Source organism: Paenibacillus sp. CF095, assembly GCF_900101225.1.
Classification (GTDB): Bacteria; Bacillota; Bacilli; order Paenibacillales; family Paenibacillaceae; genus Paenibacillus.
Genome location: NZ_FMZN01000002.1, coordinates 341393 through 356035, shown reverse-complemented (window position 1 = coordinate 356035; position 14643 = coordinate 341393). Strand labels below are relative to the sequence as shown.

Annotated in this window: 14 protein-coding genes; 2 read left to right on the top strand and 12 right to left on the bottom strand. The window is 49.2% G+C overall.

The genetic code is table 11. The annotated features are described in order from the left end of the window. Nucleotides 1-87: 87 nt before the first annotated feature. The 5 genes from abc-f to BLS69_RS20875 form a co-directional block, all read right to left on the bottom strand. A complete protein-coding gene (gene abc-f / locus BLS69_RS20890) occupies nt 88-2169 on the bottom strand; it encodes a ribosomal protection-like ABC-F family protein (RefSeq protein WP_076333794.1) in 2082 nt (693 codons plus the stop codon). 98 nt (nt 2170-2267) lie between these two features. Beyond that, on the bottom strand, nt 2268-2429 hold the full coding sequence (locus BLS69_RS32215) for a hypothetical protein (protein ID WP_017691697.1): 162 nt from the start codon (nt 2427-2429) through the stop codon (nt 2268-2270). A gap of 113 nt (nt 2430-2542) precedes the next feature. Beyond that, nucleotides 2543-2827, bottom strand: a complete 285-nt coding sequence (locus BLS69_RS20885; RefSeq protein WP_076333795.1) for a hypothetical protein — start codon at nt 2825-2827, stop codon at nt 2543-2545. Nucleotides 2828-2880: 53 nt separating this feature from the next. Then, nucleotides 2881-3879 carry a glycosyltransferase gene (locus BLS69_RS20880; protein ID WP_091035796.1) on the bottom strand — a complete coding sequence of 333 codons (999 nt, stop codon included), beginning with the start codon at nt 3877-3879 and terminating at the stop codon, nt 2881-2883. 18 nt (nt 3880-3897) lie between these two features. Then, a complete protein-coding gene (locus BLS69_RS20875; protein ID WP_091035793.1) occupies nt 3898-4881 on the bottom strand; it encodes a phosphotransferase family protein in 984 nt (327 codons plus the stop codon). A gap of 161 nt (nt 4882-5042) precedes the next feature. Between BLS69_RS20875 and BLS69_RS20870 the strand changes: the two genes are divergently transcribed. Together BLS69_RS20870 and BLS69_RS20865 are read left to right on the top strand one after the other, a co-directional pair. Next, on the top strand, nt 5043-5633 hold the full coding sequence (locus BLS69_RS20870; RefSeq protein ID WP_091035790.1) for a TetR/AcrR family transcriptional regulator: 591 nt from the start codon (nt 5043-5045) through the stop codon (nt 5631-5633). Between the two features lie 190 nt (nt 5634-5823). After that, nucleotides 5824-6402 (top strand): NAD(P)H-dependent oxidoreductase, encoded by a 579-nt coding sequence (locus tag BLS69_RS20865; RefSeq protein ID WP_091035788.1) that lies wholly within the window; start codon nt 5824-5826, stop codon nt 6400-6402. A gap of 603 nt (nt 6403-7005) precedes the next feature. Here BLS69_RS20865 and nikE read toward each other — a convergent pair. The 7 genes from nikE to BLS69_RS20830 all read right to left on the bottom strand — a co-directional run bounded on the left by nikE (nt 7006) and on the right by BLS69_RS20830 (nt 14640). After that, nucleotides 7006-7806 (bottom strand): nickel import ATP-binding protein NikE, encoded by an 801-nt coding sequence (nikE, locus tag BLS69_RS20860; RefSeq protein WP_091035785.1) that lies wholly within the window; start codon nt 7804-7806, stop codon nt 7006-7008. Between the two features lie 161 nt (nt 7807-7967). Next, on the bottom strand, nt 7968-8774 hold the full coding sequence (locus BLS69_RS20855; protein WP_091035783.1) for an ABC transporter ATP-binding protein: 807 nt from the start codon (nt 8772-8774) through the stop codon (nt 7968-7970). A gap of 38 nt (nt 8775-8812) precedes the next feature. After that, nucleotides 8813-9643 carry a nickel ABC transporter permease subunit NikC gene (gene nikC / locus BLS69_RS20850; RefSeq protein ID WP_091035780.1) on the bottom strand — a complete coding sequence of 277 codons (831 nt, stop codon included), beginning with the start codon at nt 9641-9643 and terminating at the stop codon, nt 8813-8815. Continuing rightward, nucleotides 9640-10584 carry a nickel ABC transporter permease subunit NikB gene (gene nikB / locus BLS69_RS20845; protein WP_091035776.1) on the bottom strand — a complete coding sequence of 315 codons (945 nt, stop codon included), beginning with the start codon at nt 10582-10584 and terminating at the stop codon, nt 9640-9642. The genes nikC and nikB overlap by 4 nt, the downstream gene beginning before the upstream one ends. Before the next feature lie 75 nt (nt 10585-10659). After that, a complete protein-coding gene (gene nikA / locus BLS69_RS20840; RefSeq protein WP_091036538.1) occupies nt 10660-12294 on the bottom strand; it encodes a nickel ABC transporter substrate-binding protein in 1635 nt (544 codons plus the stop codon). A 294-nt stretch (nt 12295-12588) separates the two neighbouring features. Next, the gene (locus BLS69_RS20835; protein WP_091035774.1) at nt 12589-13530 is read right to left on the bottom strand and encodes a glycoside hydrolase family 113; all 942 of its coding nucleotides are present in this window, start codon (nt 13528-13530) and stop codon (nt 12589-12591) included. Between the two features lie 72 nt (nt 13531-13602). Then, a complete protein-coding gene (locus BLS69_RS20830; RefSeq protein WP_091035772.1) occupies nt 13603-14640 on the bottom strand; it encodes a glycoside hydrolase family 130 protein in 1038 nt (345 codons plus the stop codon). Nucleotides 14641-14643: the final 3 nt, after the last annotated feature.

The window sequence follows — 14643 nt, the reverse complement described above, 5'->3', positions numbered from 1 at the left end:
CCGCGTTCGCTATGTAATTCAGTTCAAAAAGGCCGGAGATGATTCTCCGACCTCGCTTGTTCAATCTTATGCTTGTGCTATTCTGACTTATAACTCAGCCCACTGGGCCAATAGATCATTGTATTCAGCCGACAGCTGCTCGCGTTCATTCCAGCGTTGTTCCAGTTCAAGCGGATTGTTCTGCACCGTTTCCAGCTGCTGATCCAGCGCCTGAATCTGTGCCTCAAGACGAGCCAACGTCTGTTCCAGCTTCTCCGCAGACGGTTGGTTCCCATTGCCGTTTCTATGATTCGATACAGCTGTTGCTGAAGGAGTTAACGCCTTACCTGATTCAGTAGAAGCTTCATGATCTCGACTTCCATCGATAGCCGCAACAGTGGAACCGTTCATTGTCGAGGTTGCTTCTGGTTTCTTCCCTGATCTGGTAGTCCCACTCGACGCAGACGTTAAACCTGACTTCATCTCTGACTTGGCGTTCCCACGAGAAGAAATTCCCACTCCTGCTGTAGCCTGAGTCGCCGCCGCCGAACGAGCTTGCAAATCAAGCTTCTTCTCGCGATACGCCTCATAGTCTCCCAGATAAGCGGTCATCTGCCCGTTCTCCAGTTCCCAGACACGGGAAGCGAGGCGATTGACGAAGTACCGATCATGTGAGATGGCAAGTACGGTCCCTTCAAAATCAACCAGCGACTCTTCCAGCGCTTCTCTGGATGCGATATCCAGATGGTTAGTTGGCTCATCGAGAAGCAGTACATTGGGTTTACGCTGCACCAGTAGAGCCAGACGCAAGCGCGTCCATTCCCCGCCGGATAATTGCCCGACAGAGCGGAATACATCCGCTCCATAGAACAGGTATCGGGCCAGAATTCCGCGAGCCTCTCCCTCTTCCACGCCTGCTTCCAGACGGAAGTATTCGAGTACGTTCAGCTTTGGATTCGTGGGTTCCTCCTGTTGAGCCAGATACCCCACATCCACACGCGTCCCCCACTCCAGCTTGCCCGCATTGGGCTGCTCGTCACCAAGCAACAGCTTGAACAGGGTCGTCTTGCCGGAGCCATTGCGGCCAATGAGTGCAATTTTATCCCCATATTCCAGCAGACCCGAGACTCCGCGCAGGATTTCACGCTCACCATAGCTCTTCTCGACCTGTTCCAATACCGCTACCCGTTTACCCGTTCGATCCGTAGGACGCACATCGAACTCGGCATTGCGGCGCTCCAGTACAGGACGCTTCACCTGTTCCATCCGCTCGATGGCTTTACGCATAGAAGCCGCCCGTCTGAAGAACTTTTCATTCCCACCAACTCGGCCCCACTCCTCTAACTGGCGGATCGTTTCCTTCATTTTCTTGATAACCTTCTGCTGCTCCTTGAACTCCTCGAATTGCTGCAACAGCCGTTGTTCCTTCACTTTCATATATTCCGTATAACCGCCAGCAGACGTTTCCGCTTCTCCATCCTCCAGCTCCAGTGTTCGATTCACGACCCGATCCAAAAAATAGCGATCATGCGAGATCAGGACAATGGTGCCTGGGTATTCTCGTAAAAATCCCTCCAGCCACTCGACCCGCTCCAGATCGAGATGGTTCGTCGGCTCATCCAGCAATAACAGATCAGGTTTTACGATCAGCTGCGAGGCCAGCACAACCCGGGTCTGTTCCCCACCGGACAGGGAACCAAAGCGCCATTCATAATGCGCCTTGGCGATATCCAGACCGTCCGCCACCTGATCGATCCGCGCATCCATTTCGTATCCACCTTCACGCTCAAACTGGTCTTGCAGCGCTGCATAACGTTTCAACAGGCGCTCCAATTGATTAGGGTCTGCTGCACATGCCGGATCGGACATCTGCTGCTCCATTTCCTTCATTTGCGTGCGACATATCATAAGCTCCTTGAATCCAAGGCTCAGCACATCCAGAACGGTATGGTCATCCAGTCCTTCTGGAACTTGTGCCACGTAACCGGTCCGTGTATCTTTTTTTATCATCAATTGCCCTTCATCCGGCTTATTCAGCCTTGCCATGAGGCGCATAAGTGTTGTCTTGCCGCTTCCGTTGCGGCCGATCAGGGCGACCTTGTCGCCTTCCATAATTTCAAATGTAATGCCGTCCAGCACCAGATGTGCTCCGTGGTATTGAGTCAATTGTTGCGCGCTAATCATCATCATAATAAGGTTCCTCCTATGGTATGGAAGATCCTGACCGCAACACAAAAAGAGCCGCAGGAGGTTAGCTCCGCGGCCCTTCAGAATTCAAGCAATATCGCTTATCGTCCGAATGAGGTCAAGGCAGGCATCTTCTCGCAAATGTTAACTTCCGTATATTCAAAATTGGACAGACTTCTCCCGTTGGTCAAAAAAGTATGAACAATGCCAGCCATAGCAATCGGCAGCTGGCTAATACGGTTGTTAAGCATCTCGTGATTCACCTGTCTTCACCTCCCTTGTCATAATTAATGTCAATATATCACAGACGAATGCGTTTCCGCAACCATCCCTTCGCCCAATTCAATCATACTGTAAAGTAGTTTCATTATCCCGCTTAGTTCCTGCCCCGTCGCCGAAGCATCACATCCCTGATCGCCACCGTAATAAGTGTTAACATTCCCGCGGCACCCAGTGATGCACCGAGCAGGGCATATCCGATGCCGTTCCACCCGCCAATATCGATGCTGATCATGATTACAACGGCACCGCCAAGCAAGGCCACACATGGCAATATATATTGAACCCACGTCATTCGCCGTCCTTGCAAACGGTAGATAAGCCATTCAATCAGCAGCTGCACCGCCCACATTCCCAATGTCCACAAGATCAATACTTCCATAAGGTTCCCCTCCTGTTGCTGGATGGATTAAGCCCTTTGTTACAGACCTTACGTTACTTCAACCAATCCGAGAAAAAGTTTTGGTACCCTTCTTTCATCTTCGTGCGCGAAAAAGCACCAAACGCATACTCCCGGTTGTCTTCTGACACACTGCGCGGCGCGGCCGCAGCCATGTTCACCAGTTCAAACCAGTTATCCTCGTTGCCTGCAAAGGCATGCGTGGATCGAATGTGACCGTAGCAGGCATGCTCCGGTTTCACGACCATTTTGCCCATCGCCATCGCTTCCGTCAGCGGCATCGCAAACGTATCAAAGGCCGAACAGTTCCAATACACCTTGGATGAGTTCATCAACGTAAATATCTCATCCTGCGTAAGCGCAAACTTCAGCTTCACGTTGGGAGGAATGTCGTACTTCTTCATGGTTTCCTTATAGCGTACACCGCCAAACACCATATATACTTCCTTGTCCGGGTTCTGCCGAGCATATTCCAAAACTAGATCCGGTCGACGGTTTGCTTCATCCCGACCGATCCAGAGCACCCGATTATGCACAACCTGACTCGGGTCATAGTGCCGGTTCGCCAGCTCTTCACTAAAGCCAATCGGGATGACGTTCACGTCATGTACGCCGAAATTGCGGCCAAGTTCTGTTTTCAAAAACTCCGTCTGTACAATCGCTTTATCCACCATCGTATAGAATGGCTTCATCATCTCATATCCCGTTAGTGCGGGATCGGGGAAACTGTGCGGGAACAATACACTCTTTGGTAGGAACATCTTCAAAAACGTAAACCCGGATACGGTGTAGATGACATGCTCTATATTTTGGCTATGAATCTGGTCCAGCACGATATCGTAATTCACCAGGTCACCTTTCTCATGCTCATAACCCGGCAACCAGTCGTATCCGCTGACATGACGCTCCGGCGAGATGAACACGATATCCACACCCAACTCCAGACCAATCTGCTTCAGCCGATCCGCAAATACGCGTGGCCCCTGTGCTTCCGTGAATTGAATTTTACGCATAACAAGTCCGACTTTACGCAAGCTTCTCACCCCTCATTTCTATTCCTCACCCAAGTGCTTCATGCACTGTTCCAGCGTTGCTGCCGTCTCATGCCACTGGTTACGCAACTGTTCCTTCGGCCACACACATTCCTCACTTCTCAGGTCACCATCAATCAAACGCAGCATCCAGAGTGAGAATACAATAGCATAAGCGTCGTACCATTCTGCAAAAGAAACCCGTTCAATCTGCACGCCCAGGCTCCCTAGTTTGTCCAGATACACATCCATGACCCGTTCTCGCAAAGCAGGCGTAACCGTTCTGGGAAACAGCGGATGTGAGAGATCCACCAGATGAACTACGTCCCACAGCGGCGTGTTAAGGTGGGCATGCTCCCAGTCCAAGATGACCAGTCTGCCTTCCACCTCCGCTATGTTACCTGGATGCAAGTCTCCGTGACACAAAACAGTAGGAAGTTCTTCCTCTGCCGTGAGGATCAACCTGGAGATCTTGTCCCAATCGGATGCAGACAGCTGCATATCCAGTCTGGACAACAGGTCATCCGTAGGTTGTCTGTGCATTTGCAACTCATCCAACATGGTGTGAATAGACGGTTTCTGGCCCACGCGAGGCAGCTCGCTCCAATCCGTAACAGACAACGCATGCCACGCTGCCATATGTACCGCTGTGTTAAGCATGGTCGCTTCTTGCGAATCGTGCACCAATTGACCCAGATCTTCATAGATCATCCAGCTCTGCGCCGGTGCAATGGTAAGGTCCGACGCTGCAATAAGCTGCGGATAGATTGGTGGTAAGCCAGACATCACACGCTCGTACATCCATCGTTCCCGTCCGTGCTGTGCAGGATTCGTCAGCGGTTTAAAAATATAACTGCCACCGGTAGGAACAGTGAATCGCTCCACATATCGTCCGTTCATTCCTTTATACAACTGTTCGCGGCTTGTTATATAGTGATCATTCAGCATTCCTTCAGACGACACCCAGCTGTATGTATCCATCTCTTCTTTCACGCTATCCACCATCCGTTTCGTTCTCCCTGCTGCTCCCGATTATGATTTCTATTCATCATACGTTGCTGTTCACAAGCCTGCAAGCTTTGTTCGTAAGCGCTTATTTAGTGCTCCAAGAGTGAGGTTCAAAAGTGCTTGTTGCATTTTAGTTAGTAATCACTTACTATACAATCATGAAGAACAAATCTCATGTGGATAGCAAAAAGAAAGATATCCTACAAGCGGCGATGCGCTTGTTCGCAACCAAAGGCGTTGACGGCATATCCGTCAAAGAGATCGGTGACGCCGCCGGAGTAACCGATGCGGCGATCTACAAACATTTTAAAAACAAAGATGCCGTTGCCCTGGAAGCCTTCACCCAATACTGCGCGGACTATACTTCACTGATTGACGGGTATGTTCGACAGGAAGGTCCGGTGCTGGAACGCTTCAAGCAACTGGTTACCGAGGTTCTCCATCTGCATGATGAAGATCCCTACGGACTGCTGCTGATTTCACAGAATCATGAAATATTCATTGAAGCGGGAAGCAGCGAGGATTACCGTCAGCCATTGGATGCGTTAATGGATCTGATCGATCAGGGAATCATGCGAGGTGAGCTGCCTCAGCAGGATTCACGGCTTACAGCCGTTCTGGTGATCGGTGCAATTACACGTATGGCGGTCTCCAGTATGCAAGGTGAGCTACCAGAGCTGTTGGTACCTTATACGGGGGAAACGGTTCACCGACTTGCATCAATGTTGGGGCAGGTACCCCAAGAGTAGCGAGGGAGAGTGGTAGCCATTCTGACCTCGCAGAACACCAAGTAAGGCTCGGGGCTACACGTTATAAAAAGAGAATCGTCAACATACCATCAGGATATACCAGATGGATTATCGGGTCATACGTGACCTTTTCTTTTTGCACATGAGGTTAGTGTTCATTAACTAAAATAGTCAGGACGTGTCATCTTCCATGAAAAAAATATTAATTATTCAAGGCAATCCCGTCTCACCCAGTTACAACGGTGCAATCGCCGAGGCTTACAGTAAAGGTGCGGTTCAAGCTGGTGCAGAAGTTCGCATGATCACCCTGAATGAGTTGGCGTTCAACATGAATCTGGAAGGAGGATATCGTAATAAACTTCCACTTGAACCAGATTTGCTACAAGCTCAAGAAGCAATCAAGTGGGCCGAGCATCTCGTATGGGTGTTCCCAATATGGTGGGGAGGACCGCCTGCCCTACTGAAAGGTTTCGTTGACCGAATCTTCATGCCAGGTTACGCCTTCAAGTATCAAAAAGGAAAACCTTTCCCGGATCAACTACTCAAAGGCCGCACCGCTCGCATGATCACCACCATGGATGGTCCGAGTTGGTACTTCAAGTGGTTCCAGGGTGAGCCCGCACACAAGATGATGAAAATCTCCACATTTGCACTGACTGGCATCAAACCTGTGCGGATAACAACTGTAGATCAAGTTGGTAAGAAGTCAGATGAACAGAGAAAGAATTGGTTGGATAAGATCGAACAGCTTGGGCGGAAGATGGGTTAAAAGATTTCTGCAAGAAATCCTTCATCGGAAGTAGATACTTCTCTCCAGATGTTAACCTTGTAAGTTAAATCAAAGATCTGGGGATCTGCGTAATTCAGAGGTAGTCCTGTAATCCGCGAGTGGCGCAATTGTCATTTTAGTTTAACTTATATCAGAAAGCAGGAAATGTGCCTATTCCCAGTTACAAAAAAAGGGTTGTCCCTACGTCTTGTTCAAGACGCAGGAGACAACCCTTTTAGCATTCATTATGATCTAACGAACCGTAAACACGCTATTAGCCCCATTTCCGATAAGTCTGAGGTTTAACGAATCTTAGACGCGTTATTTCCTCGATCTGTACATCATTTGGCAGTTTTCCACTGGTTTGCACCGGAATAACTTCACTGAGGTTCGTTACATTTTGCATTCCACGCTAAATCGCCATTTAACGCTCATTCGGTTCGTTAGCGACCTGCACTTAGAGAGACAAAACCGCACGACTTGTCAGCGTGATGCCGCCAACACCCGCCTTTGGAAAGTCGACTTTGCATCAGTAATGCAATGGAAACAACCATGGTTAGCACCCCCAATGAACAGCCATCTACAACAAATACAAACAACGCATTACCTAAACGAAATACGACCCGACGGATGCTCAGGCAAAATAGCTGTAACCAACTGCTGCACAGCCGGATGATCCGACTGCATTACCGAACCCCCAGCATCACCGCTATAGACCAGCTTCCCCTGATCCATTACCGCAATGCGGTCACAGATCGTCATGGCAGCCCGAATATCATGCGTGATAAAGAGGTACGACAACCCGTAGGACGCCCTGAGCTCCGCCAATAAGGATAGAATTTGAGTCTGGTGCACCATGTCTAGGCTGCTGATTGATTCGTCCAGTACGATTAACTTTGGCTTGAGCGCAATGGCTCGTGCGATGTTAACTCGCTGTAATTGCCCACCGCTGAACTGGTGCGGAAGCTTGCTCCCATCCTCAGGTGTAAGCCCAACCTGCTCAAGCAGTTGTCCGACCACACGAAGTTGTTCTTTTGCCGAAAATCGCTCGTAATTATCCAGTGGCTCACCGATGATCTGCGCGGCAGTCATGAGTGGATTCACAGCCGAATAACAGTCCTGGAACACGACCTGCAGATCGCGCCGTAATCCCTTAAGCACGGGTTTGCTGGATCGATAGATATCCTGACCCTGAAATAAAACCTGACCCTGGCTGGGCTTCTCCAGACCAAGAATGATTTTACCCAAGGTACTTTTACCTGCCCCGCTCGTACCCAGGAGCCCTAGACACACACCCTTTTCGATCGTAAGTGAGATATCTGCCAGCACAGGAGGACGCGCTCCCGAACGATCCAGCCAGTTGCGTTTGCCATAGCTATGGCTTACTTCACGTACCTGAAGCATCAGGTCACCCTCCTCTTTTGTACTTGGCAGAAGCAATCTCCGAAGAAGCTGAAATTACACATTACCATGTCCATTTCACCCCTACGCCTACACGCTTCAAACATAGTTCATACCCGCTCTACACATACGCTCACTGAACGATTCAACTCATCTGTGATTGACTATCGTCCCAAAGACATACTGGGTCTGGCATTTAACAACACCCGGGTATACTCATGCTGCGGGTGATCGAACAGTTGGTACACATCCGCCTGCTCCACAATCCGTCCCTTCTGCATAACCGCGACTTCATCGGCCATTTGCGAGATCACACCCAGATCGTGGGAGATGAGCAAGATGGATGTGCCATACTCCGTACGTAGCCGATCCAATTCCTGAAGCACCTTGAACTGATTCACGACATCCAGTGCCGTCGTTGGTTCGTCAGCAATAACCAAGGCTGGTCGCAGGCACATCGATATAGCGATCATCACCCGCTGCAACATACCTCCACTCAGTTGGAATGGATATCGCTTCATCAGTTTGGCTGGCTCGGGCAGGTTCATGTCTGCCAAGGCAGTAATCGCCCACTCCCGGGCCGCTGCTTTGGACATTCCTGTGTGTGTACGCAAGGTTTCAATGAATTGGGATCCAATCGTGTATACAGGTGTAAAAGCATTCATCGGATTCTGCATAATAAATCCGATGTCCTTGCCCCGGATGTGCCGCATCTCCTCACCCGACAACGAGCCAAGCTCCCGTCCATTCAGACGGATGCTGCCCGACACTTCCATCCGGCGTGAATCAAGCAGATGGAGCAGCGCATTACATGTAACGGTCTTGCCGCTGCCACTCTCGCCGACCAGACCGAAGACACGACCTTTTTTTAATTCAAAATCTATGGGCTCCAGTAACGGGACTGAACCCTTCGCTGTTCTAAGATTCACTTGCAGACCACGAACTTCGAGTACCTTCGCTGCATCATCCATCGTTACGTTCACCTCCATATGCCTTCGGTCTCGAACCACTACCTTTTTGCAATGCCATAACGCTCGGATAACGCTTCACCCAAGATGTTGAACGTAATGACTACCAGCAGAATCAATGCACCCGGGTATATCATCAACTCCGGATGACTGCGAATATACCCCGTTCCTTCATGGATCATGGCTCCCCACTCTGCATTCGGTGGTTGAATACCAAGTCCCAGGAAGGACAGAGCGGATATATCCATAATCGCCCAGCCCATCTCCAGTGTGCCCATCACAACAACGGGACGCTGCACATTTGGGATGATATGTTTTCGAATAATCGTCCACGAAGAAGAGCCGCTAATCCGCGCCGCTGCGATGAAGTTCCGTTCTTTCAGACTAACGACCATGTTCCGGCAGATACGTGCATAATACACCCACTGTACCATCATGAGTGCTAGAAGCACCTGCATCAGACCTGGACCAAAGATCCCTACAATACCGAGCACCAGCACCAGATTCGGAAACGCCATAATGCCTTCACACAAGCGCATCAACAGACTGTCCACCCAACCACCAAGATAACCGGAGATTGAACCTACAATGACACCTATGAGTAAAGATGACAGGAAGATCAGGGTAGCAAATCCAAGCGACACTCTCGCTCCATACATCAGCCTAGTGAGATTGTCGCGTCCCAGATGATCCGTTCCGAGCCAATGCTCAAGCGATGGACTCGCCAGCTTCTGCAACAGATTCACCTTCACCGGGTCATGAGGAGCAATCCATGGGGCTAATAACGCGATCACGAAGAAAAGCAATATGATCACCGAGCAGATCTGGATGGCTCTCTGTCCTTTAAATACCGCACGCCATTTGTTTATCAATGTTCTGCCCGTCCTTTCGCTGAAATCCGTGGGTCCATAACGAGCTGCACCAGATCAACGAGCAGATTGCATACGATGAACAGGCATGCCGCCAGGAAGACATAACATTGAATCACGGGAATATCCCGGTTAAATATCGCATCGACAAAATAACGGCCGAACCCAGGCCAGGAAAACACCTGCTCTACAATAATGGTGCCTGTGAGCAGCTTGCCCATACTCATCCCCATCCCCGTGATGAGGGGCGATATAGCGATCTTCAGGACATGTTTCAGCATGATGACTCGTTCTCGAATCCCGCGTGTTCTTGCATATTGTACATATGTCTCCTGCAATTGCTCCAGTACACTGGAACGCAGTAATCGGGTGTAGATCGCAATAAGAATCAAGGAGAGTGTAATCGTAGGCAGAACCAGATTCTCCCACGATCCACGTCCTTCCACAGGCAGCCAGTCCAGCTTTACGGAGAAAAAGAAGATCAACAGATAACCGAGCCAGAATTGCGGAATAGATGCTCCAAAATAGGAAATCGCCCGGCTGACCATGTCAATCCAGCTATTCTTGTACACCGCCGCCAGTATTCCCAAAGGAATACTCACCAAAGCCGATAACAACATACTCCAGAAAGCCAGTTCAGCCGTAGCCGGAAGCCTTAATTTCACTTCATCCCATACGGGTTTATTGGTGAGATACGAGGTGCCGAAGTCGAGCTTGGCAATCTTCTGAATCGTATGCGCATATTGGGTTAACAAGGGCTGATCCAGACCGAATTCATGCCGTTTTTGCGCAAGCAGCTCCGGTGTTGGATAGATATGAGCGGCTGTCAGATAAGCCTCGGCTGGATCAACCGGTGAAATATGAATAAGCGCAAAGGTAACAAGTGTAGCGATAAAAACGATAGGAATGATCGCGATCATTCGTTTACCGATATAACTGATCACCAAACGTTCCTCCCTTTTATCAAGCTACATGACCTTACAAAGGCCTTACCACTCCGAAATTAAAGTAATTACTACTTATTGATTGCCCAATTCGATTCCTACAAACGGATTTTCATCACGATTCGCCGGGAAAATAAAGTTGGAGATTTTCTTCTGATATACAGCCGTTTTCTTAATATAAGAGATCGGTACGATTGCCGATTGCTCCTGAAGTGTTTTCAGGATAGAGCCATATAACTCCTGGCGTTTCGTCTCGTCTGTAGATGACAGTGCTGCATGCACCTGATCGTCCAGTTCCTTTTTCATCGGCAACGCACTCAGGGTCTCGGAAATCCCGAATCCAGGGCTCGCCACAACGTTAATGAAGGAATGTGGATCATATGGAGCGCCATAGTTGTACCAGAAATACAGGTCGAAATCATTGGCTTTCAGACGTTTGATCTGTACCGTAAGTTCCAGTCCAGTGAGGTTTACCTTAACCCCAAGCTCGCTCCATTCTGCCTGAATGGTCTCAGCCATCGCTTTCTGAATCGGGTCTGTCTTGTCAAAAATCATCTCGAAATCAAGCTGCTGACCGTCTTTCTCACGAACCGTACCACCTGCAGGCAGCTTCCAGCCCGCTTCATCCAGTAATGCTTTGGATTTCTCTACGTCATACGTGATCGGTTCCAGGTCTACATTGGTGTATGGATAGTTTTTGGACAATACGGTATCGGCTGGTTCTTCCAATCCGGAAGTCACGCCTTCCACCATCGCCTTTTTGTTAAACCCTTGCTGGAGCGCCATCCGCACTCTGACATCGGACAGCTTTGGATTGGAAGAGTTCAGCAGCAGACTGCGTGTGCCCACCGGATCAGACAATTGGGTCACATATTTATCATTGTCACGCAGCTCCTGGAACGCATCCAGACTGATCATACCTTCACCATAGATCAGGTCGAGATCGCCTTTTTCAAAAGCAAGGACACGGGTTTCACCGTCAGGAATGATTTTGACCGTAATCTGATCCACCTTTGGTGCTGTTCCCCAATAATTCGGATTGCGTTTGAAAACAGCAGATTCGTCCTGCTTGTATTCAGCCAGCATCCACGGGCCCGTTCCAACTGGCTCTTTGATGCCTTGGGAAGTATCTCCGTCATCAGGGAATCCAGCTTCACCCAGGAAGCGGAACGGACGGACCACAGACAAGTCCTGAAGAACCGGATAATACGGCTCTGTGAGTGTCAATCGGAAAGTATGGTCATCCACAACTTCTGTCTTGTCGAGCACACCTACAATGCCCAGCCAGCTATGTGTATCTTTATTTTTCATTACAGCATCAAAGTTCTTTTTCACAATCTCAGCATTAAATGGTGTACCATCTGAGAATTTCACACCTTGGCGAAGCTTGAATGTATATACTTTGCCGTCATCGGAGATTGTCCATGATTCTGCCAGTGCAGGTTCCAGTTTTCCGTCCTTCTGGTAACTGATCAGTGGCTCATAGAGCATCGATTGGGCAAATAATTGCGAAGGATTGTACGTATGCGGATTCATTGTACCGATATCACGTGGCCATGACATCGTAATCGACTTCGTAGATGTTTGATCCGAAGCAGCAGATGAGGATTCATCTCCACTTCCTGTATTGCTGCAACCCACAATAACGAATAACAACAAGAGCATAGTTGCCAGCGTGAGGGCCGAAGATTTGCGATGTTGAACAGACATGGATGTTGAACCCCTTTTCTCTATTTTATGATAATGATTATCATATTCATCCATTAAGAATAGGCAGGAGCCCTCCTTTTGTCAACAAAATTCGACATAGTATGTGTTGTTATTAAAATAGCCAAAAAAGCCCTTCCAATAGGAGGAAGAGCCTCTCGACCTGAATATAAATCGCAACTGCAAAAATAAGTTCCACAATAATCTGCCATTCTTTGCTTATAACATGGAAATCACGAAAGTACATATGCAGATATATTACTGAAATCCATCTTCATACGCCTTCTTGTTTTTCGTTTAAACTTCTACAGCGATGCCCTCATAGAACCGACGAATCACCTGCTCCGCTGGCTTGCCGTAAACTCCATATCCGTCATCGGTCAGCGCATCATTCTCCGCGTGCAGATGTGCGCTCCAATCCCACAGACCGAAGCCCCGTACCCAGTCACGCTGACTGACATGCCGGAACATGGCCTCATAGAAACGCTCCTGTTCCTCCGCACTTACTTCGCCTTCCAGTCCCCAATCGTTCGGTACCTGGGCTGATCCACTGCGGCTGGGACAGCCTGCTTCTGCGAAGAAGAAAGGTTTGCCGTAGGGAGCAATCGCCTGCTCAATTCGATCCAGCTGTGCCTCCCAATCTCCGATGGGATAATACCCACTGGAAGAGATGACGTCCACAGCATCCCACCATTTCACATGACCTTCCTGATATTTGTCCGTATTGTATGACACCGGTCCCGTGTACACTTCACGCACACCAGCGATTACCTCGCGCCATTCCTGATCCCGACGCTCGGATTGCACCATCTCACAGCCTACGATGAACATCTCACACTTTTCCTGCTCTGCAATCCCTGCATAATGCTTCTGAAATGCCGTGTAACTGCAGAACCAATCCTTCCACTTCGGCTCACAAGGCACATCGATATCAAAAAAGTTAATGTGTGCACGCCATGTGCCGTCGGTGCAGTTAACGGTTGGTTTCAGAATGATACGCAGCCCGAGTGTACGGGCATAACGAATCATGTCGATCAGTTCATCATCCTCCACCAGATGTTCACCCCGATACTTGACCTCTACCGCCTGCGGATGATCCTGATGTGCAGCCAGTGCAAAAATAACATGTGAACTGCCTGTACGTTCAGCCATCAGGCGCAAGGATTCTTTGGCTTCCGGCTTGCGGAAGTCGTCCTTGCCACTCATCCAGCCAAATGTAAATCCCTTAATATAATCCATATGCATTGCTCCCCAGTGTTCCTGTTAACTTAATGTAAATACAATGACCGAATATATACACTTTCACTTCAATTACAGCTTGCCCTCTTCATGGTCTCCAGCGATGACTTCATCCGTCTCGATCACATAGTTCACGATCTCTTCGATGGTCGTGTAAGCGACGCCCACATACGTGTCGGCAGCGCCGTAATAGATGGCGATACGTCCGGTATCAGCATCATGCAGTGTTGCGCATGGGAAGATCACGTTATCAACGAAGCCTTGTTCTTCATACCATTTTTCTGGTGTCAGCACAAAGTTGGAGGAACGATATTTTACTTTGGATGGCTCATCCAGATCCAGAATGACCGCACCCATGCTATAGACAAAACCGTTACAGGTTCCGGTTACGCCGTGGTAGAACATCAGCCAGCCTTCAGACGTTTCGATCGGAGCGGGCCCGCCGCCAATTTTGACCGATTGCCACCAGCCTTGGCCGCCCTTGCTCATCACATGACGGTGCTTGCCCCAATACACGAGATCCGGGCTTTCACTCAGGAAAATGTCTCCGAATGGCGTATGTCCACTGTCACTTGGTCTGGACAACATTACATAGTTATCGTTGATTTTGCGTGGGAACAACACGCCATTCCGGTTGAATGGCAGCATTGGATTTTCGAGGCGGACAAATGTTTTAAAGTCATCTGTTTTGGCCAGACCCAGTGCTGCGCCGTAGAAGTCTGTACACCAGATGATGTAATACGTGTCTTCGACTTTGACCAAACGTGGATCGTATGCATAGTTCGGCATAAACGGATCGCCATTTTCATCTACAAATGCAATACGCTCTTCTTCAATCGTCCACTCCAAACCGTCTTCGCTTGCGCCCATGTGAAGGTGTGGACGGCCATTAACGGTTTCGGCGCGGAATACACCAATGAATTTTCCTTCATACGGTATAACAGCACTGTTGAAAATACGGGCAACACCCTTGACCGGGTTACGCGGGACTACCGGGTTCGCCGAATGTCTCCATACCGGGCCTTCCGTTCCCTCCGGTTTGGCTTCCCATGGCATATTTGGCAAAGCATCCCCAACAATGTGTACGTTTTTCGTTTCGGCAACTGACATTTT

What these genes read in the sequence shown, in the direction of transcription:
- abc-f (WP_076333794.1), bottom strand. Translation starts at nt 2,169, where the DNA reads ATGATGATGATTAGCGCGCAACAATTGACTCAATACCACGGAGCACAT.
- BLS69_RS20885 (WP_076333795.1), bottom strand. Translation starts at nt 2,827, where the DNA reads ATGGAAGTATTGATCTTGTGGACATTGGGAATGTGGGCGGTGCAGCTG.
- BLS69_RS20875 (WP_091035793.1), bottom strand. Translation starts at nt 4,881, where the DNA reads ATGGTGGATAGCGTGAAAGAAGAGATGGATACATACAGCTGGGTGTCG.
- BLS69_RS20870 (WP_091035790.1), top strand. Translation starts at nt 5,043, where the DNA reads ATGAAGAACAAATCTCATGTGGATAGCAAAAAGAAAGATATCCTACAA.
- BLS69_RS20865 (WP_091035788.1), top strand. Translation starts at nt 5,824, where the DNA reads ATGAAAAAAATATTAATTATTCAAGGCAATCCCGTCTCACCCAGTTAC.
- nikE (WP_091035785.1), bottom strand. Translation starts at nt 7,806, where the DNA reads ATGCTTCAGGTACGTGAAGTAAGCCATAGCTATGGCAAACGCAACTGG.
- BLS69_RS20855 (WP_091035783.1), bottom strand. Translation starts at nt 8,774, where the DNA reads ATGGATGATGCAGCGAAGGTACTCGAAGTTCGTGGTCTGCAAGTGAAT.
- nikA (WP_091036538.1), bottom strand. Translation starts at nt 12,294, where the DNA reads ATGTCTGTTCAACATCGCAAATCTTCGGCCCTCACGCTGGCAACTATG.
- BLS69_RS20835 (WP_091035774.1), bottom strand. Translation starts at nt 13,530, where the DNA reads ATGGATTATATTAAGGGATTTACATTTGGCTGGATGAGTGGCAAGGAC.
- BLS69_RS20830 (WP_091035772.1), bottom strand. Translation starts at nt 14,640, where the DNA reads ATGTCAGTTGCCGAAACGAAAAACGTACACATTGTTGGGGATGCTTTG.